The sequence below is a fragment of the Streptomyces sp. NPDC093064 genome, from assembly GCF_044754605.1.
GTDB lineage: Bacteria > Actinomycetota > Actinomycetes > Streptomycetales > Streptomycetaceae > Streptomyces.
Genome location: NZ_JBIVPK010000008.1, coordinates 14,730 through 39,862, shown reverse-complemented (window position 1 = coordinate 39,862; position 25,133 = coordinate 14,730). Strand labels below are relative to the sequence as shown.

At 71.7% G+C, this 25,133-nt stretch carries 23 protein-coding genes and 1 riboswitch; of the genes, 7 read left to right on the top strand and 16 right to left on the bottom strand.

Annotated features, from left to right (window positions below; translation table 11 throughout):
* Positions 1-123 precede the first annotated feature (123 nt).
* A complete protein-coding gene (locus ACIQFZ_RS12285) occupies positions 124-915 on the bottom strand; it encodes an enhanced serine sensitivity protein SseB (RefSeq protein WP_365418381.1) in 792 nt (263 codons plus the stop codon).
* An 820-nt stretch (positions 916-1,735) separates the two neighbouring features.
* Positions 1,736-2,356: an AAA family ATPase gene (locus tag ACIQFZ_RS12280; protein ID WP_365418378.1), complete on the bottom strand. Its 621-nt coding sequence runs from the start codon at positions 2,354-2,356 to the stop codon at positions 1,736-1,738.
* Between the two features lie 148 nt (positions 2,357-2,504).
* Positions 2,505-2,601: riboswitch (glycine riboswitch) on the top strand.
* 157 nt (positions 2,602-2,758) lie between these two features.
* On the opposite strand from ACIQFZ_RS12280, the gene gcvT reads away from it, so the two are divergent.
* From gcvT to ACIQFZ_RS12260, 4 genes are all read left to right on the top strand, one after another.
* Positions 2,759-3,886, top strand: a complete 1,128-nt coding sequence (gcvT, locus tag ACIQFZ_RS12275) for a glycine cleavage system aminomethyltransferase GcvT (protein ID WP_383059235.1) — start codon at positions 2,759-2,761, stop codon at positions 3,884-3,886.
* A 128-nt stretch (positions 3,887-4,014) separates the two neighbouring features.
* Entirely contained in the window at positions 4,015-4,392 is a 378-nt protein-coding gene (gene gcvH, locus ACIQFZ_RS12270) for a glycine cleavage system protein GcvH (RefSeq protein WP_365418372.1), read from the top strand.
* Positions 4,393-4,409: 17 nt separating this feature from the next.
* Positions 4,410-5,672, top strand: a complete 1,263-nt coding sequence (gene glyA / locus ACIQFZ_RS12265) for a serine hydroxymethyltransferase (RefSeq protein WP_365777889.1) — start codon at positions 4,410-4,412, stop codon at positions 5,670-5,672.
* A gap of 101 nt (positions 5,673-5,773) precedes the next feature.
* Entirely contained in the window at positions 5,774-7,141 is a 1,368-nt protein-coding gene (locus tag ACIQFZ_RS12260) for an L-serine ammonia-lyase (RefSeq protein ID WP_402691174.1), read from the top strand.
* Positions 7,142-7,172: 31 nt separating this feature from the next.
* On the opposite strand, the gene ACIQFZ_RS12255 is transcribed toward ACIQFZ_RS12260, so the two are convergent.
* Positions 7,173-8,273, bottom strand: coding sequence for a hypothetical protein (locus ACIQFZ_RS12255; protein WP_402691173.1), 1,101 nt, complete (start codon positions 8,271-8,273; stop codon positions 7,173-7,175).
* 19 nt (positions 8,274-8,292) lie between these two features.
* Positions 8,293-9,405, bottom strand: a complete 1,113-nt coding sequence (locus ACIQFZ_RS12250; protein WP_365779540.1) for an SPFH domain-containing protein — start codon at positions 9,403-9,405, stop codon at positions 8,293-8,295.
* A 183-nt stretch (positions 9,406-9,588) separates the two neighbouring features.
* Between ACIQFZ_RS12250 and ACIQFZ_RS12245 the strand changes: the two genes are divergently transcribed.
* Positions 9,589-10,620 (top strand): phosphatidylinositol-specific phospholipase C domain-containing protein, encoded by a 1,032-nt coding sequence (locus tag ACIQFZ_RS12245; RefSeq protein WP_365430943.1) that lies wholly within the window; start codon positions 9,589-9,591, stop codon positions 10,618-10,620.
* Between the two features lie 90 nt (positions 10,621-10,710).
* Positions 10,711-11,265, top strand: coding sequence for a glycoside hydrolase family 25 protein (locus tag ACIQFZ_RS12240; RefSeq protein ID WP_383061250.1), 555 nt, complete (start codon positions 10,711-10,713; stop codon positions 11,263-11,265).
* Positions 11,266-11,464: 199 nt separating this feature from the next.
* On the opposite strand, the gene ACIQFZ_RS12235 is transcribed toward ACIQFZ_RS12240, so the two are convergent.
* From ACIQFZ_RS12235 to ACIQFZ_RS12200, 8 genes are all read right to left on the bottom strand, one after another.
* Positions 11,465-12,127: an NADPH-dependent F420 reductase gene (locus tag ACIQFZ_RS12235; protein WP_402691172.1), complete on the bottom strand. Its 663-nt coding sequence runs from the start codon at positions 12,125-12,127 to the stop codon at positions 11,465-11,467.
* 130 nt (positions 12,128-12,257) lie between these two features.
* A complete protein-coding gene (locus ACIQFZ_RS12230) occupies positions 12,258-13,178 on the bottom strand; it encodes a MerR family transcriptional regulator (RefSeq protein ID WP_402691171.1) in 921 nt (306 codons plus the stop codon).
* A gap of 77 nt (positions 13,179-13,255) precedes the next feature.
* Complete coding sequence (locus ACIQFZ_RS12225; protein ID WP_383061249.1) at positions 13,256-13,582, bottom strand: hypothetical protein; 327 nt, start codon at positions 13,580-13,582, stop codon at positions 13,256-13,258.
* A 97-nt stretch (positions 13,583-13,679) separates the two neighbouring features.
* Positions 13,680-14,867, bottom strand: a complete 1,188-nt coding sequence (locus ACIQFZ_RS12220) for a hypothetical protein (protein ID WP_402691170.1) — start codon at positions 14,865-14,867, stop codon at positions 13,680-13,682.
* Positions 14,867-15,661 (bottom strand): polysaccharide deacetylase family protein, encoded by a 795-nt coding sequence (locus tag ACIQFZ_RS12215; protein ID WP_383061248.1) that lies wholly within the window; start codon positions 15,659-15,661, stop codon positions 14,867-14,869. The genes ACIQFZ_RS12220 and ACIQFZ_RS12215 overlap by 1 nt, the downstream gene beginning before the upstream one ends.
* A gap of 83 nt (positions 15,662-15,744) precedes the next feature.
* A complete protein-coding gene (locus ACIQFZ_RS12210; RefSeq protein ID WP_402691169.1) occupies positions 15,745-16,248 on the bottom strand; it encodes an ATP-binding protein in 504 nt (167 codons plus the stop codon).
* Between the two features lie 272 nt (positions 16,249-16,520).
* Positions 16,521-17,288, bottom strand: a complete 768-nt coding sequence (locus ACIQFZ_RS12205; protein ID WP_383061246.1) for an enoyl-CoA hydratase/isomerase family protein — start codon at positions 17,286-17,288, stop codon at positions 16,521-16,523.
* Positions 17,289-17,377: 89 nt separating this feature from the next.
* Positions 17,378-18,622, bottom strand: a complete 1,245-nt coding sequence (locus ACIQFZ_RS12200; protein WP_383061245.1) for an Ig-like domain-containing protein — start codon at positions 18,620-18,622, stop codon at positions 17,378-17,380.
* A 510-nt stretch (positions 18,623-19,132) separates the two neighbouring features.
* Between ACIQFZ_RS12200 and glgX the strand changes: the two genes are divergently transcribed.
* Positions 19,133-21,394: a glycogen debranching protein GlgX gene (glgX, locus tag ACIQFZ_RS12195; protein WP_402691168.1), complete on the top strand. Its 2,262-nt coding sequence runs from the start codon at positions 19,133-19,135 to the stop codon at positions 21,392-21,394.
* On the opposite strand, the gene ACIQFZ_RS12190 is transcribed toward glgX, so the two are convergent.
* The 4 genes from ACIQFZ_RS12190 to ACIQFZ_RS12175 are packed head-to-tail and all read right to left on the bottom strand — an operon-like array spanning position 21,378 to position 24,973.
* Positions 21,378-22,043 (bottom strand): response regulator, encoded by a 666-nt coding sequence (locus ACIQFZ_RS12190; RefSeq protein WP_376652683.1) that lies wholly within the window; start codon positions 22,041-22,043, stop codon positions 21,378-21,380. The genes glgX and ACIQFZ_RS12190 overlap by 17 nt on opposite strands.
* Positions 22,033-23,286: a sensor histidine kinase gene (locus ACIQFZ_RS12185; protein ID WP_402691167.1), complete on the bottom strand. Its 1,254-nt coding sequence runs from the start codon at positions 23,284-23,286 to the stop codon at positions 22,033-22,035. The genes ACIQFZ_RS12190 and ACIQFZ_RS12185 overlap by 11 nt, the downstream gene beginning before the upstream one ends.
* 38 nt (positions 23,287-23,324) lie before the next feature.
* The gene (locus ACIQFZ_RS12180) at positions 23,325-24,074 is read right to left on the bottom strand and encodes an ABC transporter permease (protein ID WP_365424330.1); all 750 of its coding nucleotides are present in this window, start codon (positions 24,072-24,074) and stop codon (positions 23,325-23,327) included.
* The gene (locus tag ACIQFZ_RS12175) at positions 24,071-24,973 is read right to left on the bottom strand and encodes an ABC transporter ATP-binding protein (RefSeq protein ID WP_402691166.1); all 903 of its coding nucleotides are present in this window, start codon (positions 24,971-24,973) and stop codon (positions 24,071-24,073) included. The genes ACIQFZ_RS12180 and ACIQFZ_RS12175 overlap by 4 nt, the downstream gene beginning before the upstream one ends.
* Between the last annotated feature and the right edge of the window lie 160 nt (positions 24,974-25,133).

Sequence of the window (25,133 nt, the reverse complement as noted above, 5' to 3'; positions counted from 1 at the left end):
GCCCGGCGGGCAGGCGGGAAAGTGACGGCAGGCCTAGCTTAGAGCCGCCGTACGGCGGCCGGGGACTCGCCGTGCGCCGCCGGCTGCGGATCGTGTGCGCTTCCCCGGCGTGCCGGGTCGGGCTCAGTGGGCGTGCTGGTAGAACGGGCGGACGTTCTCCCTCATCCAGTCCGCCACGGGATCCTGGGCCACGTCCAGAAGGACCAGGTTGACCGGCCACCCGGCCGGGGTCTTCGTCAGGGCACGGCCCAGGGCGTCCAGGGGGGCGGCCTGCGGGTCGCCCTCCCACTGGGACAGTTCGACGCCTATGAACATGACCGGGTCGTCCGTCTCGACGGCCGCCAGGCAACGGCGGGCGGTGCTGACCACGCCGGTCTCGGCGAACTCGGCGCCGGCGGTGGCGAGGAAGTCCACCGGGTCGTCCTGCCAGTCCGGTTCGAAGAGGCGGACGCGGCCGCCGTTCGACAGGCCGTCCAGCGGGGTGCGCCCCGCCCGGCACAATTCGGCCACGGCGGCCGGCGGCAGCGGGACGCCGACCACGCCGTCCGGGTTGAGAGCGATGCCGGCCTGCGGGGGCAGTCCGCGCGCGAAGTCGACGGCGGGCGCGACGGTGCACGCCATGTGCGGGCCCACGGCCCGGCGGAACTGCTCCTCGGAGCTGAAGACCGGCACGTACGCCTGGCCGTCGATCTCCAGCGTGGGCAGGTCGAGCGGGCCGCTGCGCGGACCGCCGCCGTTGGGCAGGGGCACCCAGACGAGGCTGCGGCCGAGGACCTCGACGATCCGGCCACCGGCGGTCGGGACGCCGAGGGAGGCGGACAGCACCTCCTCCAGCTCGTTGCCGGGCCATCCGCCGTGGGGATGGGATTGCGCCTGTGCCGGAAGGTCCGCGGAGAAGTCCGCCGGGAAGTCCATCTGCTACCGCCTGCTGTGAACACTGCTGTGGCCGAAAGGCTATCGGGTACACGCCCAAACCTCACGGAAAATCCCACGACCAGGGCCTACGGCTCCCCGCGCGAGCCCCCGGCCCAGCGGGCGGTCACATCGCCCCACGAGGCATGAACGGCGCGGCGCCCTCATCTCGGTGAGACGGCTCCCACGCCGGGCAGCCGCCTGGAGGACGACCCGCCCAGCACGACCGCCCCCGCCCCGCGAGCGCGCCGTGCGGCGGGACGCGCCCCGGTTCACTCAGCGGTCCGCGCGGCGAAGGACCAGGCTCGGTCCGGTGGGCAGTCCGTGCGCTGCGCACTGCGCCGCCGGCCGGCGGGCCCCGGGCGGGGTCGGGTGTCGGCGCCGAACGGGGCTCCGCACGCCGACCGCCGCGAAGGGCTGCGCGCGGTCCTCGGGTCGCGAAGCCGGTCCGCCGCAGTAGCGCTGCCGCCTCACGGTCCAGCAGGGTCGCAGAGCCGCGGCCCCTCGGCAGAACGCTCCGCCGACAGGCCGGGCGGTGGCGCCGGAAGGCGTACCGCGGCACCACGCCCCGATCCGGTCAGCGGTCCGTACGGCCCGAGCCACGCCCCTTACTGTCAACGGTCCACGTAGCGCGAGACGCCGCGGTGCGGTGGGCAGTCCGTGTACTGCGCGCTGCGCCGTGGCAGCCGGGCCCGGGGGCCCGAGTGTCGGCGCAGTGAGCTGGGCGGTCGTGCGGTGTGGGGCGGAGTGCGCCCGGTGGGCGGCCCTCGGGGCTGAACGGGGCTCCCCCACGTGGACCGCCGTGACGGGCCGCACGCGGTCCTCAGGTGGCGAAATCGATGCGGTGCAGGCGGGTCGCTGCCTCGCGGTCCAGGAGGACCGCCGAGCCGCAGCCCGTTGGCAGGGTGTTCCGCTCCACCGCGTGGAGCAGGGCGGCGGTGGCACGGCGGTGGCGGTGGAAGGCATAGCGGGAGATACCGCGGCCCCGTGCGCGCTGGCCGGTCAGGGCGGTGCCGGGGGTGACGTCCAGCAGGACGATGTGCAGGGTGCCGCCGCGTCGGCGGGCGGTACGGGCCAGCCAGGCGCGGACCCAGGGCTGCGTGCCGCAGTCGTGGACCACGAGCGCCGCCCCGGAGCGCAGCGCCCGGCGCAGCCCCGCGAAGTGGGCGAGGCGGACCAGGGGGCGGTACAGGGCGTAGGGGAGGTACGCCGCCAGGCGGGCGTCCCAGCGGTCGCGGGTGTCCTGGGAGTCGATGCGGACGCCGTGCACCGCGCGCCGCATCAGCGTGGACTTGCCGCTGCCGGGCAGGCCGGTCACCACGACCAGGTCGCGCGGGCCGAAGCGCAGCACGCGCGGGCCGCGGCCGGACCGGTCCCGCAGGTCGCGGACCAAGAGGGCGGGGGCCTGGGCCGTCGCGTACAACGCGGTCCTGTGCGCCGTCATCATTCCTCCCCACGGATCGTAAAGAGAAGGTAATGTGCGGCGCCCGCCGTTTCCGTGCACGTCCTGCCACAGGACAGTCACAGATGCCGCCCTGCCGCAAATCGGGCCGAGCGTGCAATGATGTGCGCGCAACTGCATATCGGCCGCTTGAATCCGCGCGGGAGAGTCCCCAGCCGTCTCGCTGGGGCGCCGAAGGAGCAAGTACCTCCCTTGAATCTCTCAGGCCCCGTTACCGCGCGGGCGAGGCACATCTGAAAAGCGGGCCGCTGGCGCAGTGGCTCCACCCAAGGTGCAAGCCGTGCACCGTCCGTCCGACGGCGGTCATGGCGAACCTCTCAGGTTCCGATGACAGATGGGGAGGACATGATTCGTCCTCGCCTGTCATGCCTTGGAGACCGCCCGATGAGCAGTACCGAACCCGACCGACCCCGCCGCACCGCGCTCGACGCGCTGCACCGCTCGCTCGGCGCGACGATGACCGACTTCGCAGGCTGGGACATGCCGCTGCGCTACGGCTCCGAGCGCGACGAGCACATCGCCGTACGGACGAAGGCCGGCCTCTTCGACCTGTCCCACATGGGCGAGATCACCGTCACCGGCCCGCAGGCCGTCGCGCTGCTGAACCACGCCCTGGTCGGCAACATCGCCACCGTCGGCCTCGGCCGCGCCCGCTACACCATGATCTGCCAGGCCGACGGCGGCATCCTGGACGACCTGATCGTCTACCGGCTGGGCGAGACCGAGTACATGGTCGTCGCCAACGCCTCCAACGCCCAGGTCGTGCTCGACGCGCTGACCGAGCGGGCGGCGGGCTTCGACGCCGCGGTGCGCGACGACCGGGTCAACTACGCGCTGCTCGCCGTGCAGGGCCCCGAGTCCGCCGGCATCCTGAAGTCCCTCACCGACGCCGACCTGGAGGGCCTGAAGTACTACGCCGGGCTCCCCGGCACGGTCGCCGGCGTCCCCGCGCTGATCGCGCGCACCGGCTACACCGGCGAGGACGGCTTCGAGCTGTTCGTGGCCCCGGGCGACGCGGAGAAGCTGTGGCAGGCGCTGACCGAGGCCGGCGCGGACGCCGGTCTTGTCCCGTGCGGCCTGTCCTGCCGGGACACGCTGCGCCTGGAGGCGGGCATGCCGCTGTACGGGCACGAGCTGTCGACCTCGCTGACCCCGTTCGACGCGGGCCTCGGCCGGGTGGTCAAGTTCGAGAAGGAGGGCGACTTCGTGGGCCGCGAGGCGCTGGTGGCCGCCGCCGAGCGCGCCGCCGCCGAGCCGCCCCGGGTGCTCGTCGGCCTGGTCGCCGAGGGCCGCCGGGTCCCGCGCGCCGGGTACGCGGTCGTCGCGGGCGGCGAGGTGATCGGCGAGGTCACCTCCGGCGCTCCCTCCCCCACCCTGGGCAAGCCGATCGCCATGGCGTACGTCGACGCCGCGCACGCCGCTCCGGGCACAGCCGGTGTCGGTGTGGACATCCGGGGCAACCACGAGCCGTACGAGGTCGTGGCGCTGCCCTTCTACAAGCGGCAGAAGTGACCAAGCGGCGGAAGTGACACCGCCGTAGCCGGCACGGAGGCGACGTGAGACACGTCACCCCTGGTCACGCACGCCTTTCGCAGTCCCTCATTCATCACCATTGACTCGCGTACAGGAGAATTCTGGCCATGAACAACCCTCAGCATCTGCGCTACAGCAAGGAGCACGAGTGGCTGTCGCCCGTCGAGGACGGCGTGGCGACGGTCGGCATCACGGAGTTCGCGGCCAACGCGCTCGGCGATGTCGTCTACGCCCAGCTCCCGGAGGTCGGCGACACGGTGGCCGCGGGCGAGACCTGCGGTGAGCTGGAGTCGACCAAGTCGGTGTCCGACCTGTACTCCCCCGTCAGCGGCGAGGTCACCGAGATCAACGAGGACGTGGTGAACGACCCGTCGCTGGTGAACTCCGCACCCTTCGAGGGCGGCTGGCTGTTCAAGGTGCGCCTGGCCGAGGAGCCCGCCGACCTGCTCTCCGCCGACGAGTACGCCGCCGAGACGGCCGGCTGAGAATCGGACACACGCACATGACTGCTCTCAACACACCCCTGCACGAGCTCGACCCGGACGTCGCCGCCGCGGTCGACGCCGAGCTGCACCGCCAGCAGTCCACGCTGGAGATGATCGCCTCCGAGAACTTCGCCCCGGTGGCGGTCATGGAGGCGCAGGGCTCGGTCCTCACCAACAAGTACGCCGAGGGCTACCCCGGCCGCCGCTACTACGGCGGCTGCGAGCACGTCGACGTGGTCGAGCAGATCGCCATCGACCGCATCAAGGAGCTGTTCGGCGCCGAGCACGCCAACGTGCAGCCGCACTCCGGCGCGCAGGCGAACGCGGCCGCGATGTTCGCGCTGCTCAAGCCCGGTGACACGATCATGGGTCTGAACCTCGCCCACGGCGGGCACCTGACCCACGGCATGAAGATCAACTTCTCCGGCAAGCTCTACAACGTCGTCGCCTACCACGTGGGCGAGGACGGCCTGGTCGACATGGCCGAGGTGGAGCGGCTGGCGAAGGAGTCCAAGCCGAAGCTGATCGTGGCCGGCTGGTCCGCGTACCCGCGGCAGCTGGACTTCGCCGCGTTCCGCCGGATCGCGGACGAGGTCGGCGCGTACCTCATGGTCGACATGGCGCACTTCGCCGGCCTGGTGGCCGCGGGCCTGCACCCGAACCCGGTGCCGCACGCCCACGTGGTCACCACCACCACCCACAAGACGCTGGGCGGCCCGCGCGGTGGCGTGATCCTGTCCACGGCCGAGCTGGCGAAGAAGATCAACTCCGCGGTGTTCCCCGGTCAGCAGGGCGGCCCGCTGGAGCACGTGATCGCCGCCAAGGCGGTGTCCTTCAAGGTCGCCGCGAGCGAGGAGTTCAAGGAGCGCCAGCGTCGTACCCTGGAGGGCGCCCGCATCCTGGCCGAGCGCCTGGTCCAGGGCGACGTCCGGGCGGTCGGCGTGGACGTCCTGTCCGGCGGCACGGACGTGCACCTGGTCCTGGTCGACCTGCGCGACTCCGAGCTGGACGGGCAGCAGGCCGAGGACCGCCTCCACGAACTCGGGATCACCGTCAACCGCAACGCGATCCCGAACGACCCGCGCCCGCCGATGGTCACCTCGGGCCTCAGGATCGGCACGCCGGCCCTGGCCACCCGCGGTTTCACGACCGAGGACTTCACCGAGGTCGCGGACGTGATCGCCGAGGCGCTGAAGCCGTCCTACGACGCCGATGCCCTCAAGGCCCGGGTGCGCACCCTGGCCGACAAGCACCCGCTGTACCCGGGTCTGAACAAGTAAGTCCCGTTCCGAGGAGTGCCGCGTACGGGCCGGAGAACCCGGCCCGTACGCGGCGCCCCGCCCCTGGCACCCCCAGCACCACCCCGTCTTGAGGAGTCACCGTGGCCATCTCGGTCTTCGACCTGTTCTCGATCGGCATAGGCCCGTCGAGCTCCCACACGGTCGGCCCGATGCGGGCGGCCCGCATGTTCGCCCGCCGGCTCCGCAACGAGGACCTGCTGGAGCAGGCCGCCTCGGTCCGCGCCGAGCTGTACGGATCCCTCGGCGCGACGGGCCACGGCCACGGCACGCCGAAGGCGGTCCTGCTCGGCCTGGAGGGCGCCTCGCCGCGCACGGTGGACGTGGAGACGGCCGACGAGCGGGTCGAGACGATCAGGGCCTCCGGCCGCCTGAGCCTGCTCGGCGAGCACGAGATCGCGTTCTCCTACGACGACGACATGGTCCTGCACCGCCGCAAGACGCTCCCCTACCACGCCAACGGCATGACCCTGTGGGCGTACGACGCCTCCGGCGCCGAGCTGCTGGCCAAGACGTACTACTCGGTGGGCGGCGGCTTCGTCGTGGACGAGGAGGCGGTGGGCGCCGACCGCATCAAGCTGGACGACACGGTGCTGAAGTACCCCTTCCGTTCGGGCGACGAGCTGCTGCGCCTGACGAAGGAGACGGGCCTTTCGATCTCCTCCCTGATGCTGGAGAACGAGCGGGCCTGGCGCACCGAGGAGGAGATCCGCGAGGGCCTGCTGGAGATCTGGCGGGTGATGCAGGCGTGCGTGCGGCGCGGCCTGTCCCGCGAGGGCATCCTGCCGGGCGGTCTGAAGGTGCGCCGCCGTGCGGCCGTCACCGCCCGCCAGCTGCGCGCCGAGGGCGACGCGACGGCCCGCGCGATGGAGTGGATCACCCTCTACGCGATGGCGGTGAACGAGGAGAACGCGGCCGGCGGCCGGGTCGTCACCGCCCCGACCAACGGCGCGGCCGGCATCATCCCGGCGGTCCTGCACTACTACATCAACTTCATCCCCGGCGCGGACGAGGACGGCGTGGTCCGCTTCCTGCTCGCCGCCGGCGCGATCGGCATGCTCTTCAAGGAGAACGCCTCCATCTCCGGCGCCGAGGTCGGCTGCCAGGGCGAGGTCGGCTCCGCCTGCTCGATGGCGGCGGGCGCCCTCGCCGAGGTCCTGGGCGGCACGCCCGAGCAGGTCGAGAACGCCGCCGAGATCGGCATGGAGCACAACCTCGGCCTCACCTGCGACCCCGTGGGCGGTCTGGTCCAGATCCCCTGCATCGAGCGCAACGGCATGGCCGCGGTCAAGGCCGTCACCGCCGCCCGGATGGCCATGCGCGGCGACGGCTCCCACAAGGTCTCCCTCGACAAGGTCATCAAGACCATGAAGGAGACCGGCGCGGACATGTCGGTGAAGTACAAGGAGACGGCCCGGGGCGGGCTTGCGGTGAACATCATCGAGTGCTGACAGGGTCCGGCCCGTGCCGCCGTGCGGGCCGCTACCTCCTGACGCTCAGCCAGACGATCAGCGCGACGACCGCGAGCGCCGCGAGCGAGGCGGCGACGATCTTGCCGGCGCTGTACGGGCGCTCGCCGACCACCTCGCCGGTGCGGGCGTTCACCGTGACCTGCCAGGTCCGCCCGGCGTGGACGTAGGTGAGGAACCACACCGGGAGCAGCATCAGCTTGAAAGTGACGTCGGAGTAGTGGGTGTCGACCGATTCGACCCGCTGCTCGTCTCCCCCGATGTCGCTGCGGCAGTCGTCCTCGATGACCTCGGCCATCCGCTGCCTGGCCGTCTCCAGGCCGTCCTCGGGCTCGATGTCGTAGCGCACCGTCTGGAAGCCCGCCAGGTACTCCTCCTGGTAGGGCCTGGCCTCCTCCAGCGGCCAGGGCGTGAGCTTGTCCAGCTGCTTGGCGGTGACATGGCCGGTGCCGGGCACCAGGACGTCGTCGAAGTCCCGGGTCACCGTTCCGGAGGCCGGGTACCAGCGGGTGTGCCGCACCTGCTCGGTCACGGTGCGGGTCTCGCCGTTCTCGGTGACGGTGCGCGTCACGGTCTCGTAGTAGTAGTCACCGCGCCGGCCCCGGTAGTCGGAGACGGTGGCCGCGTCGTACGTCCAGTGCGGCAGGTAGCTGCCCTTGAAGGACTCCGCCTCGGTGACCTTCTTCAGGTCCTTGGGGGCGAACCAGCGGGAGGACGTCCACGTGCGCAGCGCGTCCCGGGCCGCGTCGCGGTCCAGCCCGAAGGGGACGACGGCCTCGGGGACGACCCGCTCGGTGGCGTTGGCGTCGGCCACCAGGGGGGTGGCGCAGAACTGGCACCGCACGGACAGCGTGTTGCTCTCGGTGCGGGCCCCGCAGCCCGGGCAGACGAAGGTGTTCACCGAGCCGGGCCCGGCCTGCGGCTTGGCGGGGAGGGCCGCCAGTTCCTGGATCGGATGCTCCCGCACCGCCCGCGGGACGGGCACGATGGCCTGCTGGTGCCCGCAGTAGGGGCAGCGCAGCGCGTCGGTCCCCGGGGCGTACTCCACGGTGGCACCGCAGGCTTCGCACGGGTACGAGCGGGCGGAGGCGGCGGTGGCCTGGTCCTCGGTCATGGTCGTCGTCCCCGCCCGCTCAGGCCTGGGGCGGCAGCGGCGGCGGGACGCTGCCGAAGAGGCGTTCGACCTCCGGGACCTGTTCGGCGGGAAGCCAGCCGGACATGCCGTTCTGCCAGACCAGGGTGGTCCGGGTGAGGGTGCCGGCGCTGATCAGGCCGCTCAGCGCGGCACTGTCGTACGGGCCCTGCTGGGCGCCGCCGACGCCGATGAACCACTGCTGCGGGGGCAGCGGCGGCGGGGCGGCCGGAGTGGCGGCGGGTGCGGGGGCAGCGGCGGGGGGCTGCTGCGGGGTGAGGCCCTCCGCCATGCGCCGGCCCAGGGCCATGCCGACGCCCAGTCCGACGCCCTCGCCCGCGGCGCCGGGGTTGCGTGCGGCGTCGCCGATCGCGTCGGCCGCCTGGAGCTGGGTGTACTGGTCGAGGTTGCCCACGATCCCCATCCGGGAGCGGGCGTCGACGGCGGCCTCGACCTCGGGCGGGAGCGAGATGTTCTCGATGATGAACTTGGGCACGGCGATGCCGACCGGGGCCAGTTCCTCGGTGAGGGCGCCCGCCAGCCTGGCGCCGAGCCCGTCCTGCCGGGTGGCCAGGTCCAGCATCGGCACCCCGGCCGTGGCCAGCGCGGTGGCCAGCCGGCCGACGATCAGCTGCCGCAGGTACTCCTGCACCTCCTCGGTGCGGAACTGCGGGTCGGTGCCGGCCAGTTCACGCAGCAGCGCGGCGGCGTCCACGACCCGGGCGGCGAAGGCGCCGAAGGCCCGCAGCCGGACCATGCCGAACTCGGGGTCGCGGACGATGACGGGGTTCTGGGTGCCCCACTTGAGGTCGGTGAACTGGCGGGTGGTGACGAAGTAGACCTCGGCCTTGAAGGGCGAGTGGAAGCCGTACTTCCAGCCCTTCAGGGTGGACAGCACCGGCAGGTTCTGCGTCTCCAGGGTGTAGGTGCCGGGCGTGAAGACGTCGGCGATCTGCCCCTCGTTGACGAAGACCGCCGTCTGCGACTCGCGGACGACGAGCTTGGCGCCCATCTTGATCTCGTTCTCGTAGCGCGGGAAGCGCCAGACGATGGTGTCGCGGCTGTCGTCGGTCCACTCGATGATGTCGATGAACTCACCACGTATGCGGTCCATCAGTCCCATGGCCCGTCCCCCCGTTTCCTCTGCGTGCGGGTCACTCCGCGACCGCACGATAGCAATCGCCGCCGGCCCGGGAATCCGACACCTGCACGAGCCTGTTCCCCCGGGGGCTACCGCACGGTAACCGTCTTTCCCTACGCTTCCGCTCAACTCAACTAGAAGCAAAGGGAGTTGGTCATGAGCCGGACGAGAAGACTGGCGGCCTTACTGGGTGCCGTCGCGCTGCTGACGGCGGTTCCCGGCACCGCCCGTGCGGCGGAGCCGACGTTCTCCGGGACGACGGCGATCGGTACGCACAACGCGTACGAGAAGGCCAAGTACACCTACTTCGCGCAGGCGCTGGACTCCGGCGCCTCGCTGCTCGAAATCGACGTCTACACCGATCCGTTGACCCGGCGCTGGCGGGTCAGCCACAGCAATCCGCTGGGCAACGACAACAACTGCGAGGCCGCGAAGACCCCCGGCGAGCTGTACGGCAAGAGCCGCAACCAGGACCTCGGGAGCTGCCTGGACAACATCGCCGCCTGGCACCAGCTGCACCCCGGCCACCGGCCCATCGTCTTCAAGATGGAGATGAAGAACGGCTTCAACAACACTCTCGGACTCGGGCCCGCCGCGTTCGACACCCTGGTGCGGCAGAAGCTCGGCGACATGGTCTACAAGCCGTCCGACCTGCTGGGCGGGAAGCACCCGTCGCTGGACGCGGCCGCGAAGGCCGACGCCTGGCCGTCCCGGGACGCCCTGACCGGCAAGGTCCTCTTCGAGCTGATCCCCGGCACGGTGGAGCAGGCCAACCCCTTCGACCACTACTGGACCGACCAGGAGTACGGCGACCACCTGCACGACCTGTACGCGGCCGGGAACATCGCCTCCGCCCAGGCCTTCCCCGCCGTGCTCGGCGCCGCCGCCGGCGACCCGCGCGCGAGCCGTTACGACGCCTCGATCCGCCCCTGGTTCGTGTTCTTCGACGGCGACGCGGCGACCTACGTCGGCCAGGGCTACGACACGTCCTTCTACGCGCGGAGCCACTACATCCTGATCACGACGGACGCGGCCGGCGTGGCCCCGGCGATCTCCTCGACCGACCCCACGGACGCCGAGGTGGCCGCCCGCCTCTCCCTCCTGGCCGGGCACCACGCCAGCGTGATCACCTCGGACTGGTCGGCCAAGTCGGCCGCCGTACTGGGTTCGGTGGTCCCCCGAAGCTGATGTTCGAACGCCCTGAAGGGATCGTCCGTACCAGGATGGGGCAGAACCCAACCGACGACTCCTCCCCCACGGCACCTTCAGGGAGTGCGCATGCTGCACGGCATCGACGTGAGCGCCTACCAGTCCTCCACCTACGGCACGAGCGGCCTCTCCTTCGTCTTCGTCAAGGCGACGGAGGGCCGTTCGTACGTCAACTCCAAGCTCAGCGCCCAGACCAAGCACGGCCGCGACGCCGGTCTCGTGGTCGGCTTCTACCACTTCCTGTGGCCGGGCGACATCACCGCACAGGCGGAGTACTTCGTCTCCCACGCACCCGAGAAGGCCGGCGACATCCTCGCCGTCGACTGGGAGACGACGGGCGGGGGCACACACGCGAGCAACGCGGAGAAGGACGCGTTCATCCGCAAGGTCAAGTCCCTGCGCCCGCACAACCGGGTCGTGCTCTACACCAACAGGGACTTCTGGCTGAGCATCGACACCACCTCCTACGCGGGCGACGGCCTGTGGATCGCCGACTACGTCGCCGTCGGGCAGCCCCGGATCAAGGCGAAATGGCTCTTCCACCAGTACACCGACGACCCGCTGGACAAGGACGTGGCGAACTTCGGCAGCACAACGGCGCTGCGGCAGTGGGCGGCCGTCTGATCCGGGGCCGACGCAGCGGACCGGCAAGCCGGACGGGCCAGGGTCTTTCGTTTGGATCAGGCCGGATCAGGGAGCGGGGTCTGGTGCCGTGCATCGCAAGGCGGAGGAGGGCGGCCGGGCGGAGCCCTGCCAACCGACGACAACGCGGCGAGGCGCGGTGCCAGACCCCGCGAGCCCGGCATGATCCAAACGAGAGGCCCTACCCCCGGAACCCCGCCGGCCGCTCGGGAGAGGCCTCGGCCAGGGCCTTGGCGACCGTGTCGGCGCCCGCCTGGAGGCCGTAGACCGGGGTGCCGGGCTGCTGGCGCCAGGAGTCGTCGATGCCGCCGGTGTCCACGGTGTCGAAGCCGAGTTGGTCGATGAGCGCCCGCACCTTCGCCTTGGCCGCCTCGTCGTCGCCCGCCACCGGGAGCGCCATGCGGTCGGGGGCACCGGCCGGCCGGGGGCGTTCGAGGAGGTCCTGGGCGTAGGTGCCGTTGAACGCCTTGATCACCGCGTGGCCGATCGTGCGTTCGGTCCAGCGGCTCTCGGTGAGCCCCTCGTCCTCGATCCCGGCGATCCTGCCGTCCCGCTCCCGCGGGTAGTAGTTGCCGGTGTCGATCACCGTCACGCCCTCGGCCGCCCCGTCGAGCAGCCCGGACGGCAGATCGGGAACCGCCTTGACGGGGACGGTGACCACGACGACCTCGGCGCCGCGCGCAGCCTCCTGTGCGTGTACGGGGGTCGCGCCGGTCTCCTCGGCCAGCGCGGTGAGCGTCTGCGGGCCACGGGAGTTCGCCACGGAGACGTCGTGCCCGAGGGCGGTGAGCCGCCGGGTGAGGTTGCCGCCGATGTTGCCCGCCCCGATGATGCCGATCTTCATGTCCTGCTCGCCTTGCCTTTCCGTGGTCGGTGTCCGGCACAGCTTCCGCAGGACAGATGAAACCCCCGGGCGGCGCCGGCTATTCCGACCCGGCGCCGGCCGAGTGCTCCGTGTCACCTGTTCGGGTTGATCACGTGTTCGGCTTGCTCACGCGGGCCCGCAGGGCGGCGATCACCCAGGCGAACTCCGTCTCGTACGTCGGAGCGGACGTGCCCTTCAGGGTCGCCAGCAGCTCGCGGTAGCGGGCGAGCCTGGTGTTGTGGGACGCCTCCAGGCGTGCGAGGACGGCCGCGTGGTCGGCGTTGCCGAGGAGGTCGTCCAGTACCTCGTCGGCTTCGGGTGCCTCCGGGGCGAGGCCGCGTTCCAGGGCCTGCCCCGCCAGTTGGACGAGCCGCTTGACGAACCACATGGACGCCCCGGCGGGCGTCTCGTGGCCGCGGTCGGCGGCGTTGAACTCGGCCGCCCTGCGCATCTGGGTCCGGAACTCCGGGTCCCGCACCAGTTCGGCCAGCTCCACCCAGGCGTCGACCTGCTCGGGTGTCGGGTCCTCGGGCAGGTCCATCGCGGTGTGCCGCATACGTTCCCGGATCTCGGGATCTGCGGTGTCGAGGCCGTGGAACATCTCCTCCACGAACTCCTCCATGATCCGCCTGCGTTCGGCCGCCGACAGCCGGGCCAGTTTGTTCATCAGGGTCATCTCCTCCGCACTCGAGCCGCGCCGGGCCACGGTGGACAGCACCGCCCGGGTCACCTTCAGGGAGCGGATCCGCGCGTCCAGCGCTGCCACGTGGGCCGCCGCGACCTCCGCGACCGTCCGCTCCCCCGCGAGCACCCTGCGCACGTCGGCCAGGCCGAGGCCCAGCTCGCGCAGGGTGCGGATCAGCTCCAGGCGGGCGACGGAGGCCGCGTCGTAGAGGCGGTAGCCGCCCGTGGAGCGGGCCACCGGGGGCAGGGCGCCCTCGTCCGACCAGTAGCGGATGGTGCGCACGGTCAGTCCGGTGACCCGGGCCAGCTCGCCGATGGTGAGAAGGCCGGTGCCGTCTTCGGTCATGTCGGCGAGTGTGGACCTTCCAGCGGCTGGAGAGTCAAGGCGAGCGGTGGGCGGTGGGCGGTGGGCGGTGGCGAGGATCAGTGCCACGGCCGGCAGTACGGGTTGCTCTCGCAGCCGTTCAGGATCTCCGTCTTCGTCGTCCTGTCCACGGGGCACGCGCCGACGATGTCGTTGCGCCACAGGATGCCGCGCGTCGTGCGCCGGACCGGGGCGGGCGTGATGCGGCCGAGACCGACGCGGCGGTCGGCCGCGGCCTTGAGCCTGTCGTCGAACCGGGGGCAGGCGGGGCGGCGGTCCGTGCCGGGGCCGCGGTGGTGGGGGCGGTCGCGGCCCGTGGTGGCGAGGACGGCGGAGAGGGACGGCAGGGCGGCGGTGGTCCGCCGCCGCAGACGAGCGGTGATCATGCGCGGCACGATCCCGGTTCCGCGGCGGCGGACGGCGGATCGTCACCCGGTCGTGGCGTGCCCAAGCCGTGTCCGACCGGTGCCAACCCGCCGCGGGTCAGCGGAAGATGCCCGTGTGCCCCAGGGAGTAGCGGCCCGGTTGGGGGTACACCGCGAGGCCGTGCGGACCGCTGCCGACCTTGATGCGGGCGAGCTGGGCGCCGGTTCGGGTGTCGATGGCGTACACCTCGGAGTTGTAACGGCCCGACAGCCACAGCACCTTGCCGTCGGTGGAGACGCCGCCCATGTCGGGGCTGCCGCCGTGCGGCAGGCGCCACTTCTTGGTCAACTTGCCCAGGGCGAAGTCGAAGACGGAGATGGTGCCCTCGCCGCGGTTGGAGATGTACATCTCGCGGGAGTCGCGGCTGACGTACAGGCCGTGGGCGCCCTTGCCGGTGGGCAGGAAGCCCGGCTTGCCGAACGTGTCGCCGTTCAGGATCCACATCCCGTTGGCCACCATGTCGGCGATGTAGAACTTCTTGCCGTCGGGCGAGACCTTCACGTCCTGCGGCATGGCGCCCCGGAAGTCCAGCTTCTGCTGTCCGACGACCTCCATCTTCGCGGTGTCGACCTTGAGCAGTTCGGCGCTGAACTCGCAGGAGACGATGAAGTAGCGGCCGTCCAGGGAGAAGTCGGCGTGGTTGACGCCGGCGCAGGCGACCGGGACGGCCTTGACCGTCTTCATGGTGTGCGCGTCGCGGAAGACGAGCTGGTGGTCCTTCGAGGCCATGACGACGGCGTACTTGCCGTCGGGCGTGAAGTAGAGGTTGTACGGGTCGTGCACGTCGACCGGCTTGCCCGCCTTGCCGGTTCTCGGGTCGATGGGGGTCAGGGAGTTGCCGAGGTCGTTGTTGACCCACAGCGTCTTCAGGTCCCAGGACGGCACGACGTGCTGGGGCTGGTGGCCCACCGGGATGGTCTCGATGACCTTGTACGTCTCGGGGTCGATGACCGTGACGGTGTTGGAGATCGTGTTGGGGACGTAGACGCGGGACGGGAAGTCCTTGACGACCGGGGAGAGTTTGCCCGGGCGGTCGGCGGCATAGACGTCGGTCGGATCGAGGACCGGCGGCATGCCGGGCAGCACGTCGGCGACCTGCTGCTGCGCGGGCGGGGCGGGCTCCTTGCTGGCGAGGGATTCGTCGGCGTGGTTCTTCGAGCCCCCGCCGGTACAGGCGGACAGCGCGGTGAGCGCGAGGCAGGCGGCGCCGGCAGTCAGGGCCCGGGCGATGGAAGTGGGTGGCATCAGCTCAGCAGCTCCGTGGTGGTGACCGCATGAAGGCCGCGGCGGTCGAGTTCTGTGAGTACGTCGGGGAGGGCGGTGACCGTGTCCGGGTATCCGAAGTGCAGGCTCACCACGGATCCGTTGCGGACCTCCGCCAGGACCTTGCGGGTGACGGCCGGGGCGCCGGGCCGGGTGTAGTCGAGCGAGTCGACGTCGTAGGACAGCACGTGCGGGTACCCGGCCGCCCGGGCCAGCCGCTCGACCAGCGGGGAGGCGGTCGGGGCGCGCGAGGGGCGGAACCAGGTGCCGATCGAGCCGGTGAGCCGCTTCAGCCGGTCCGCGCAGCCGGTGATCTCCGCGCGGGCGTCGGCCTCCGCCATGGCGTTGACGGCCACATGGCGCTGGGTGTGGTTGCCGAGGTCGTGGCCGCCGTCGAGGATCCGGCGGGCCAGCTGCGGATACTGGTCGAGCCAGGTGCCGACGGCGAGCACGGTGAGGCGGGCGCCGTGTTTCTCGGCCTCGGTGAGCAGGCTGCGGGCGATCTCGGGGTCGCCCTGGCCGTGGAAGGTGAGGGCGACGCGAGGCCGGTCGCGCGGGCCGTGGGTGATCTGCGCGGGCTGCCCGGGAAAGGGCCGCGGCGCGGGCGCGGCCTGCGGGATGCGGGCGGGCGGGGACGCGGCGGAGGAGGCCGAGGATGCGGTGGCGGACGGGGCGGCGCCGGTGGAGGAACACCCGGCGGCGAGCGCGCCCCCGGCGACGAGCCCGGCTCCGGCCCGCAGCACGCCGCGGCGATCGGTCGTGGTCACCCGCACCATTTAAGAGGGGAAGGGTAAGAAAATGGGCGATTCACACGTATTGATACGAGATGAGCGTCAGTCAGCTATGGCGGGTCGAGCGGTCAGCGGTCGGCCACGCGCATCTCGAACCACGTCGTCTTGCCCCGCGGCAGCAGGTTGACCCCCCAGCGGTCGGACAGCTTGTCGACGAGGAACAGGCCGCGCCCGCTGATGTCCAGCTCCTGTACGGGCATCAGGCAGGGCAGCCCTCGGGAGGGGTCGCGAACCTCGACGCGGAGCCAGCCGCGGCGGCGGCGCATCCGCAGGCCGAAGACGCGGGCGCCGGTGTGCCGCACCGCGTTCCCGACGAGTTCGGAGACGAGCAGGACGGTGTCCTCGGCCAGTTTCGGAGACAGTCCCCACTGGCGCAGGATCACGACCTGGGCGAGCCTGCGGGCGGTGGCGGCGGATTCGGGGCGGGACGGGAGCGCAACCTCGGACTCCGTCGGATTGCCGTACAACTCCAGTGCCTTGAGCGCCCGTTCGTCCTCGACCGCGGGCGACCAGCGCGCCGCGGTCACACGTGACTGTTCCCGCGGCTGTTCGATGCCTTCCAGCCCCGCCATGGCCCCATCATGGCCGTCCGCGGCCTCCCGCGAGGCCGTTCCAGCGGAATACGCCCCCTGGGCGACCTCCGCGCGCGGGATTCGCACGGCATATGCCGGTGGCACATCAGGCCCGTCAGCAGCCCCGTTGACCTGGGCGGACGGATCGGTTGGAGGCAATCGACCGGCTCCCTCGGCAAGGCAGGCTCACGGTTGGCTCAAGGCTGCCACAAACCGTCCGCCGAGGGGACCGAATCAGACATCATGTCAATTGCAAGGCCATGGGCGAGGATTCACAGGAACTTCGCCTTGCCGGGACCCTCCTCGACGAAGCTGCGCATGCCGCGCTCGCGGTCCTCCGTGGCGAACAGGCCCGCGAACCAGTTGCGCTCGATGGCGAGCCCGGTCTCGAGGTCCGTCTCCAGGCCGGCGTCGATCGACTCCTTGGCGGCGCGCAGCGCGATCGCGGGTCCCTGCGCGAGCCGGGCGGCCCAGGCGTGCGCGGCCTCGTACACCTCTGCGGCCGGGACCACGCGGTCCACCAGGCCGAGCACGAGGGCCTCGCCGGCCTTGACCTGACGGCCCGTGAAGATGAGGTCCTTGGCCCGGGAGGGGCCGATCAGCCGGGACAGCCGCTGGGTACCGCCCGCGCCGGGGATGAGACCGAGCAGGATCTCCGGCTGGCCGAGCTTGGCGTTGTCGGCGGCGATGCGGTAGTCCGCGCAGAGCGCGAGCTCGCAGCCGCCGCCCAGCGCGTAGCCCGTGACCGCGGCGACCACCGGCTTGGGGATGCGGGCCACGGCGGTGAAGGAGTCCTGCAGGGCGCGGGCCCGCACGACCATCGCCGCGTGGTCCATCACCTGCATCTCCTTGATGTCCGCGCCGGCCGCGAACACCTTCTCGCCGCCGTAGATCACCACGGCGCGCACGTCCTCGCGGCGGGTGGCCTCCTCGGCGAGCTCCTTGATCCGGTCCTGCGTCGCGACGTCGAGCGCGTTCATGGGCGGGCGGTCCAGGCGCAGCGTGCCGACGCCCTCGGCGACTTCCAGAGATACGGTCATGACTGCAGGTTAACGTCCACTAACGGCAACCCGCCCGGTGCGGTCGATCACACCGGGCGGAGCCGTCAGCGGAGGCGTCAGGGGAAGGGTCAGGCCTTCCAGTCCTCCCAGGACATGTTCCAGCCGTTCATCCCGTTGTCCGGGGCGACGGTCCGGTCCTGGGAGTTCTTCACGACGACCACGTCGCCGATCATCGAGCGGTTGAAGAACCAGGCGGCCGGCACCCCGCTGTCGTAGCCGCCGCGCACGTCGCGCAGGCCGACGCAGCCATGGCTGGCGTTGTAGTTGCCGAAGGCGCCGCCGCCCCAGTAGTTGCCGTGGATGAAGGTGCCGGAGTTGGTCAGGCGCATGGCGTGCGGGACGTCCTTGATGTCGTACTCGCCGCCGAAGCCGACCGTCTCGCCGTTCATGCGGGTCACCGTGAGCTTCTCGGTGATGACCATCTGGCCGTTCCAGGTGGCGGTGCCCGGCGCTCCCGCGGTGATGGGGATGGTCCTGACGACCTTGCCCTCCCGCATGACCTTCATCGTGTGCTTCTTGGCGTCGACCACGGAGACCTGGTTGCGGCCGATGGTGAAGGAGACGGTCTTGGTCTGCTTGCCGTAGACACCGGGGCGGCCCTCGACGCCGTCGAGGGCGAGCTTGACGGTGACCTTGGTGCCGGCCTTCCAGTAGTGCTCGGGCCGGAAGTCGAGGCGGTCGTTCCCGAACCAGTGGCCGGCGACCTCGACGGCCGGCTCGGTCTTGATCTCGATCGCCTTCTCGACGGCCTTCGGGGCCGTGATGCCCCGGGTGAAGCGGAGGGAGAACGGCATTCCGACGCCGACGGCGGAGCCGTCCTCCGGGGTGAAGTGGCCGACGAAGGTGTTCTGCGGCGTCAGTGTGGTGAAGCTGGAGTCCTCGGCCGCCTCACGGCCCTCGGAGTCCTTGGCGAGGGCGTGCACCGTGTACTTGGTCGACGCGGCCAGGTGGCTGTCCGGGGTCCATGCGGAGCCGTCGGCGGACATCCGCCCGGCTATCGCGGTGCCCTTGGCGTCCTTGACGACGACCTGGGTCAGCTTGCCCTTGCTCGCACCGACCTTGAGGGCGCCGCTGGTGTCGACGGACTTCGCGCCGTTCTCGGGCGCGATGGTCACGACCGCCTCCGACTGCTCGCTGCGGGCCGTCTCGGACCCCTTGCCCTTCCCCCCGTTGGACGCCGGACCCTGGGCGCCGCCTCCCCCGCACGCGGTGACGGCGAGAAGCAGCACCCCGGAGGCCAGCGCCAGCAGCCCCTTGCTTCCCCGTCGTCCCCGCGCATCCACCGACGCCCCCGATATCGGCCGCACATTCACTTGTTTCTCCCCTCCCCGGGCCGGCCCCCGGCCCGTACCCCAGCGCGTCGTACGCGCTCTGGCGCATATTAACCACAAGGTCAGAGGCAAGTTGTCAGGCGATTGTCACTGTTCCGTCCCAAGTTCAACAGCTCCCGTCAACGCCGCTCCCGTCAACGCCGCTCGCGTCTCAACGCCGAACCCCACTTGGTTACTTCACCGCGCGGCCCGTCTTCCATTCCTCCTCGACGTCCTTCAGGGGCAGTTCGACGGCGTCTTGGGGCCCGAGGTTCGGAACTGGCGGGGACGGAAGTCGAGTCGGGCCTTGCCCAGCCCGTGCCGGCCAAGTCGGCACGGCGGCCGGTGCGACCCCGGGAAACGTGAGTGCGAGGCAAGCTCTGGGCAGAACAGTGGGGAGAACCGCGCGAAGGGGAGCCGCGACCGGGGGTCAGCCGCAGGGGGCGGGCCGGAGGCGGACACGAGCCGGAAGAGCCGCACAGAGCCGCACAGCCGAAAAGAGGGGCCGCCCTGGTGTCCAGCGCAGCCGAGCAGGAGGCGGTGGCGGGCGGGCGCGCCACCGACAAGGGGCGGCCGTCCGCCGCCGTGAACGGCGCGCACCGGGCCGCGCCGCCACCCGTCGTGCCCGTGTGGCCGGGTGCGCCGACGCCGCTGGGCGCCCGTTTCCGGGCGGGCCCGGACGGGGCGGCGGGCACCGGCTTCGCGCTGTGGGCGGGCGGGGCGGAGGCGGTCGAACTGTGCCTGTTCGACGGGCCGGGCCCGGACGCGGAGGAGACGAGGGTCGCGCTGGCCGAGCTGACGCACGAGACCTGGCACGGCTTCGTGCCCGGTGTCATGCCGGGGCAGCGCTACGGCTACCGGGTGCACGGCCGCTGGGACCCGTGGACGGGCGCCCGCTGGAACCCGGCGAAGCTGCTGCTCGACCCGTACGCGCGCGCGGTGGACGGTGAGTTCCGGCTGCCGCCGGAGGTCTACGGGCACGTGCGCGACTGGCCGGACCAGCAGGTCGCGGACACCGTGCGCGACGAGCGGGACTCGGCGCCGTACGTGCCCAAGGGCGTCGTGGTCCACGATGACGACGACTGGTCCGACGACCGCCGCCCCGGGACGCCGTGGGCGGACTCGGTGATCTACGAACTGCATGTGCGCGGCTTCACCAAGCTGCACCCGGGGATTCCCGAGGAGCTGCGCGGGACGTACGCCGGTCTCGCCCACCCGGCGGCGATCGAGCACCTGGTGAAGCTGGGCGTGACGGCGGTGGAGCTGCTGCCGGTGCACCAGTTCGCGCACGAGGACCATCTGCTGCGCCGCGGCCTGCGCAACTACTGGGGTTACAACTCGATCGGCTACTTCGCCCCGCACGCCGGCTACGCCGCCTCCGGCACCGCGGGAGCGCAGGTGGGCGAGTTCAAGCGGATGGTGCGCGCGCTGCACGCGGCCGGTGTCGAGGTGATCCTCGACGTGGTCTACAACCACACGGCGGAGGCAGGCGAGTTCGGTCCGACGCTGTCCCTCAAGGGCATCGACAACCAGCGCTACTACCGCCTCCAGCCGGACGCCCGCAGGTACACCGACTACACCGGCTGCGGCAACACCCTGCACGTGGTCCAGCCGAACGTGCTGCGCCTGATCACCGACTCGCTGCGGTACTGGGTGACGGAGATGGGCGTGGACGGCTTCCGTTTCGACCTCGCCGCCGCGCTGGCTCGCGCCATGCACGACGTCGACATGCTCTCGCCGTTCCTCGCGGTCATCGCGCAGGACCCGGTGCTGCGCCGGGTCAAACTGATCGCCGAGCCGTGGGACGTCGGCTCGGGCGGCTACCAGGTGGGCGCCTTCCCGCCGCTGTGGACGGAGTGGAACGACCGCTACCGCGACACGGTGCGGGACTTCTGGCGGCACGCGCTGCCGGACGTGCGGGAGATGGGCTACCGGCTGTCCGGCTCCAGCGACCTGTACGCCTGGGGGGGCCGCCGCCCCTACGCCTCCGTCAACTTCGTCACCTCGCACGACGGTTTCACCCTGCGCGACCTGGTGTCCTACGAGCGCAAGCACAACGAGGCCAACGGCGAGGGCAACCGGGACGGCACCGACGACAACCGCTCCTGGAACTGCGGGGCGGAGGGCGAGACGGACGACGAGCGGGTGCGGGCGTTGCGGCGGGGGCAGTTGCGCAACCTCATGACCACCCTGCTGCTGTCGACGGGGGTGCCGATGCTGGTCGCGGGCGACGAGCTGGGACGCACCCAGGGCGGCAACAACAACGCCTACTGCCAGGACAACGAGACCGGCTGGCTGGACTGGAGCCTGCTGGAGGACCCCGGCTGGCGGGAGCTGACGGAGCTGACCGCCCGTCTGATCGGTCTGCGCCACCGGCATCCGGTGCTGCGCCGCCGCGCGTTCTTCTCCGGGCGCGCGCACTCGGCGGACGGGCTGCGGGACCTGGCCTGGTTCACCCCGTGCGGCACGGAGATGGCGGAAGGGGACTGGTACGCCCCCGCGGCCACCCTGGGGATGTACCTGTCCGGCCGGGACATCCCGGGCCGCGACGAGCGCGGTGACCCGATCGTCGACGACAGCTTCCTGGCGGTGCTGCACGCCGGGGACCGCCCGGTGGACTTCGTGCTGCCGGGGCCGCCGTGGGCCCGGCGGTACGAGGTGATCGTGGACACCTCGCGCGAGGAACAGGCTCGGGCACCGGGCGCGGCGCACGCCGCGGGCGCCGCGATCACGGTGCCGGCGAGGTGCGTACTGCTGCTCAAGGTGGTGGAATAGAAAGGTCCTGGCCGAGGATGCCCCGGTCGTACGCGACTGCGACCGCCGCCGCGCGGTCCTTGACGCGGAGTTTGGCGTACAGGTGGGTGAGGTGGGTCTTCACGGTGGCCTCGCTGATGAACAGCTCGCGGGCTATCTCCCGGTTGGAGGTGCCCTTGGCGACCAGGGCCAGCACCTCGCGCTCGCGGGCCGACAGCGGCTCGTTGCCGCGTGCGGGCGCGCGGACCGCGGAGACCAGCCGGGAGGCCACAGCCGGGGAGAGGACCGTACGGCCCTCGGCGGCGGCGCGGACGGCGGTGAACAGCTCGTCGCGCGGGGCGTCCTTGAGCAGGTAGCCGGTCGCGCCCGCCTCGATCGCAGGCAGGGTGTCGGAGTCGGTGTCGTACGTGGTCAGCACCAGCACCTTGGCGCGGGCGCCGCGGCGGGTCAGCTCGCGGATGGCGTCCACGCCCGAGCCGCCCGGCATGCGCAGGTCCATCAGGATCACGTCCGGGTCGAGCGCCGCGGCTCGCTCCAGGGCCTCCACGCCGCCCGACGCCTCGCCGAGGACGGTGAATCCGGGCGCGGACTCGAACATGCCGCGCAGGCCGTCGCGCACGACGGGATGGTCGTCGACGATCAGCAGGGAGATCACGGCGTCATCGGTCATGGCGTACCAACGGTACGCGAGCCGAGACCGCAGTGCCGTGCCCCGGTTCCGACTCGACCGTGAGGGAGCCCGCGATGCGCTCGGCGCGGGCGCGCATGCCGTCGAGGCCGAAGCCGCCGGCGCGGGTGCGTTCGGGCACGGCGAGGGGGTCGAAGCCGTGGCCGTCGTCGCGGATGTCGAGCACGACCTCGTCACCCATGAAGGACAGGGTGACGCCGACGCGGGAGGCGCCGGCGTGCCGGGCGGCGTTGGACAGGGCCTCCTGGGTGATGCGCAGCAGGGTGGCCGCGACTTCGTCGTGCAATTGCTCGGCGGTGCCGGTGACGGTGAAGTCGGCCCGTGCGCCGATGCGTTCGCCCCACTCGGCGACGGTCCGCTTGAGTGCCTCGGGCAGGCCGTTGCCGTCGAGGGCCATGGGGGCGAGGTTGTGCACGGAGCGGCGGGCCTCGCCCAGGCTGTGCCGGGCGAGGCCGAGGGCGCGATCGACGTGCTCACGCGCCACGGCCTCGTCCGGTGTGCCGGCGACGACCTGGAGCTGGGCGATGATGCCGGTCAGGCCCTGGGCGAGGGTGTCGTGGATCTCGGCGGCCAGCCGCCGGCGCTCGTCGGCGACCCCGGCCTCGCGGGCCTGGACGAGGAGTTGGGCGTGCAGGGCGGCATTCTCGTCCATGGCCTGCTGCAACGCGGCGTTGGCGCGCCCGAGTTCGGCGATGGTCTCGGCCTGGGTGCGGGCCCGGGCGTCCTCGAGGCCGGCGAGGTGGGCGAACAGCGTGAGCAGCATGATGTTCGCCGCCAGGATCGCCCCGAAGAAGACCCAGCCCATCTCCCCGCGCGGGGGCATCCCGCCCGCCTGGGAGCCCGCGACGGTCACGGCGGTGGCGAACAGGCCGGTCTTGCGCACCCGTTGCGGCAGCAGTCGGTCAGCACCGAAGTAGCCGGTGACGGCGTAGAACGCGAACAGGGGGTTCAGCCAGGTCAGGGCGAAGCCGAGGGCCCAGCGCAGGCCATAGTAGGCGGCACTCACGCCCGACGGGCCGGGCCGGGCACGGGAAGCCCGCCTCCACCACACCTCCAGGGTGGCGGCCGACACGACCAGGGCGGCGGCCGCGTACCACTTCTCGCTCGTCATGCCGACCGCGTCGGCCGCCGCAGAGGCGACCAGGGTGCCCAGGGCCAGCAGCCCGGCAGGCCCCCAGCGGTGGAACGCCGCCCACCGCCGTTCGACCACCTCGATGTCGTCCATCCCCTCAGTGTGGGGGTGGGAGCCGGGCACGTCGCCACTCACTCCCAGCGGAACCAGCGGGAGGCCGCCGCGGTGAGCAACGCCGCCCACGCGGCCGTCACCCCCAGGTGGGACCAGCCCGGCCAGTGGCCCTCCGCCGCCTGGTTCAGGGCCTGGGCCGCGGCGCCGAACGGGGTCCAGCCGACGATCCGGGCGAGCAGGTCCGGCATGGCCTGCACCGGCAGCCACACGCCCGCGCAGAACATCATCGGGAAGAGCGCCGCGGACCCGATCGCGCCCGCGATCCTCGTGGTGCGGGACAGCGCGGAGATCACCGCGCCCAGGGCGAGCGCGGCGAACACCGCCAGCAGCAGGGCGACGACGTAGCCGAACGGCTGCCTCGGCAGGGTCACGTCGAAGGCGAGCCGGCCGACGGTGAGCGAGAGCAGCGCCGAGGCCAGGGCCGCACCCCCGAACACCACCATGTGCGCGGACAGCAGGGCGGCCGGCCGGACCGGGGTGGTGGACATCCGGCGCAGGATGCCGCGTTCGCGGTAGCCGGTGAGGACCTGGGGCATGCCCTGGAGCCCGCCGAGGATCAGCCCGAGCAGCACCGCGACCGGCACGTAGGCGTCGATGGGGCGCAGGCCCCCGAAGGACGGGTCGGCCTCCCGGAAGGACGGGATGGAGCCGAGGATCACCAGGAGCAGGGTGGGGAACAGCAGGATCCAGAAGATCGCGCCGGGCTCACGGCCGAACAGGCGGATCTCGGCGCGCAGTACGGCCGGGTTGACCAGGGTGTTGCTCATGCCTCGACCTCCGTCAGATCCAGGAAGGCGTCGTCGAGTGTGGCGTCGGTGACGCGGAGTTGATGGGCCGTGATGTGGTGGCGGGCGAGCAGCGTGATGACGGCGTTGACGGTCTCGTCGGTCCCGGAGAGGGTGATCCGGCCGTCCTTGTGCGCGATGGAGGCGAGTTCGGGCAGGGCGTTCAGATCACGGTCGTCCAGCGGCGCGGACGGGGTGAAGCTGATGACGGTGGCGCCGGCCGAGCGCCGGATCAGGCCCTGCGGGGTGTCCAGGGCGGCGATCCGTCCCCGGTCGATCACGGCGATCCGGTCGCACAGCCGCTGGGCCTCCTCCATGAAGTGCGTGACCAGGAGGATGGTGACGCCGCGGGCCCGGACGTCCTCGACGAGCTGCCAGGTGTCGCGGCGGGCGCGCGGGTCGAGCCCGGTGGTCAGCTCGTCGAGCACGACGATCCGGGGATTGCCGATGAGGGCGAGCGCGATGAACAGCCGCTGCTTCTGGCCGCCGGAGAGCTTGGCGAAGCGGGTGGTGAGCTTCTGCTCCAGGCCGAGGCGTTCGGCCAGCGGCCGCCAGTCGGCCGGATTCGGATAGAAGGACGCGTACAGCTGAAGCGCCTCGCGGACGGTGAGCTTGGCCTGCAACTCGCTCTGCTGGAGCTGGGCGCCGAGCACGCGGGCGACCTGTTCGTGGTCCGCGACGGGGTCGAGGCCGGTGACCCGGACACGGCCCGCGTCGGGGACGCGCAGGCCCTCGACGCACTCGACGGTGGTGGTCTTGCCGGCGCCGTTCGGGCCGAGGACGCCGAAGATCTCGCCCTCCTCGACGGCGAAGGAGACGCCGTCGACGACGGTCCGGCCGCCGTAGGACTTGCGCAGTTCGCTGACTTCGATGACGGACATGGCTCAACGATCCCGGCCGGTGAGGTCCGCGTACATCGCCCGGGGCGCTCGAAGCCGCATCAGCCGATCGGTTGATGCGGCCCTACGACCGGACCGGCCCCGGCGTGGTTCCCGCGGTCGAACACGCAGGTCGTAGGACCAGCGGCGGAGTCCGGTCCGG

What these genes read in the sequence shown, in the direction of transcription:
- ACIQFZ_RS12235 (WP_402691172.1), bottom strand. Translation starts at nt 12,127, where the DNA reads ATGAAGATCGGCATCATCGGGGCGGGCAACATCGGCGGCAACCTCACC.
- ACIQFZ_RS12215 (WP_383061248.1), bottom strand. Translation starts at nt 15,661, where the DNA reads ATGGTGCGGGTGACCACGACCGATCGCCGCGGCGTGCTGCGGGCCGGA.
- gcvT (WP_383059235.1), top strand. Translation starts at nt 2,759, where the DNA reads ATGAGCAGTACCGAACCCGACCGACCCCGCCGCACCGCGCTCGACGCG.
- ACIQFZ_RS12225 (WP_383061249.1), bottom strand. Translation starts at nt 13,582, where the DNA reads ATGATCACCGCTCGTCTGCGGCGGCGGACCACCGCCGCCCTGCCGTCC.
- ACIQFZ_RS12255 (WP_402691173.1), bottom strand. Translation starts at nt 8,273, where the DNA reads ATGACCGAGGACCAGGCCACCGCCGCCTCCGCCCGCTCGTACCCGTGC.
- ACIQFZ_RS12175 (WP_402691166.1), bottom strand. Translation starts at nt 24,973, where the DNA reads ATGTCCGTCATCGAAGTCAGCGAACTGCGCAAGTCCTACGGCGGCCGG.
- ACIQFZ_RS12205 (WP_383061246.1), bottom strand. Translation starts at nt 17,288, where the DNA reads ATGACCGTATCTCTGGAAGTCGCCGAGGGCGTCGGCACGCTGCGCCTG.
- glyA (WP_365777889.1), top strand. Translation starts at nt 4,410, where the DNA reads ATGACTGCTCTCAACACACCCCTGCACGAGCTCGACCCGGACGTCGCC.
- ACIQFZ_RS12185 (WP_402691167.1), bottom strand. Translation starts at nt 23,286, where the DNA reads ATGGACGACATCGAGGTGGTCGAACGGCGGTGGGCGGCGTTCCACCGC.
- ACIQFZ_RS12250 (WP_365779540.1), bottom strand. Translation starts at nt 9,405, where the DNA reads ATGGACCGCATACGTGGTGAGTTCATCGACATCATCGAGTGGACCGAC.
- gcvH (WP_365418372.1), top strand. Translation starts at nt 4,015, where the DNA reads ATGAACAACCCTCAGCATCTGCGCTACAGCAAGGAGCACGAGTGGCTG.
- ACIQFZ_RS12210 (WP_402691169.1), bottom strand. Translation starts at nt 16,248, where the DNA reads ATGGCGGGGCTGGAAGGCATCGAACAGCCGCGGGAACAGTCACGTGTG.
- ACIQFZ_RS12285 (WP_365418381.1), bottom strand. Translation starts at nt 915, where the DNA reads ATGGACTTCCCGGCGGACTTCTCCGCGGACCTTCCGGCACAGGCGCAA.
- ACIQFZ_RS12220 (WP_402691170.1), bottom strand. Translation starts at nt 14,867, where the DNA reads ATGCCACCCACTTCCATCGCCCGGGCCCTGACTGCCGGCGCCGCCTGC.
- ACIQFZ_RS12180 (WP_365424330.1), bottom strand. Translation starts at nt 24,074, where the DNA reads ATGAGCAACACCCTGGTCAACCCGGCCGTACTGCGCGCCGAGATCCGC.
- ACIQFZ_RS12240 (WP_383061250.1), top strand. Translation starts at nt 10,711, where the DNA reads ATGCTGCACGGCATCGACGTGAGCGCCTACCAGTCCTCCACCTACGGC.
- ACIQFZ_RS12245 (WP_365430943.1), top strand. Translation starts at nt 9,589, where the DNA reads ATGAGCCGGACGAGAAGACTGGCGGCCTTACTGGGTGCCGTCGCGCTG.
- ACIQFZ_RS12280 (WP_365418378.1), bottom strand. Translation starts at nt 2,356, where the DNA reads ATGACGGCGCACAGGACCGCGTTGTACGCGACGGCCCAGGCCCCCGCC.
- ACIQFZ_RS12190 (WP_376652683.1), bottom strand. Translation starts at nt 22,043, where the DNA reads ATGACCGATGACGCCGTGATCTCCCTGCTGATCGTCGACGACCATCCC.
- ACIQFZ_RS12230 (WP_402691171.1), bottom strand. Translation starts at nt 13,178, where the DNA reads ATGACCGAAGACGGCACCGGCCTTCTCACCATCGGCGAGCTGGCCCGG.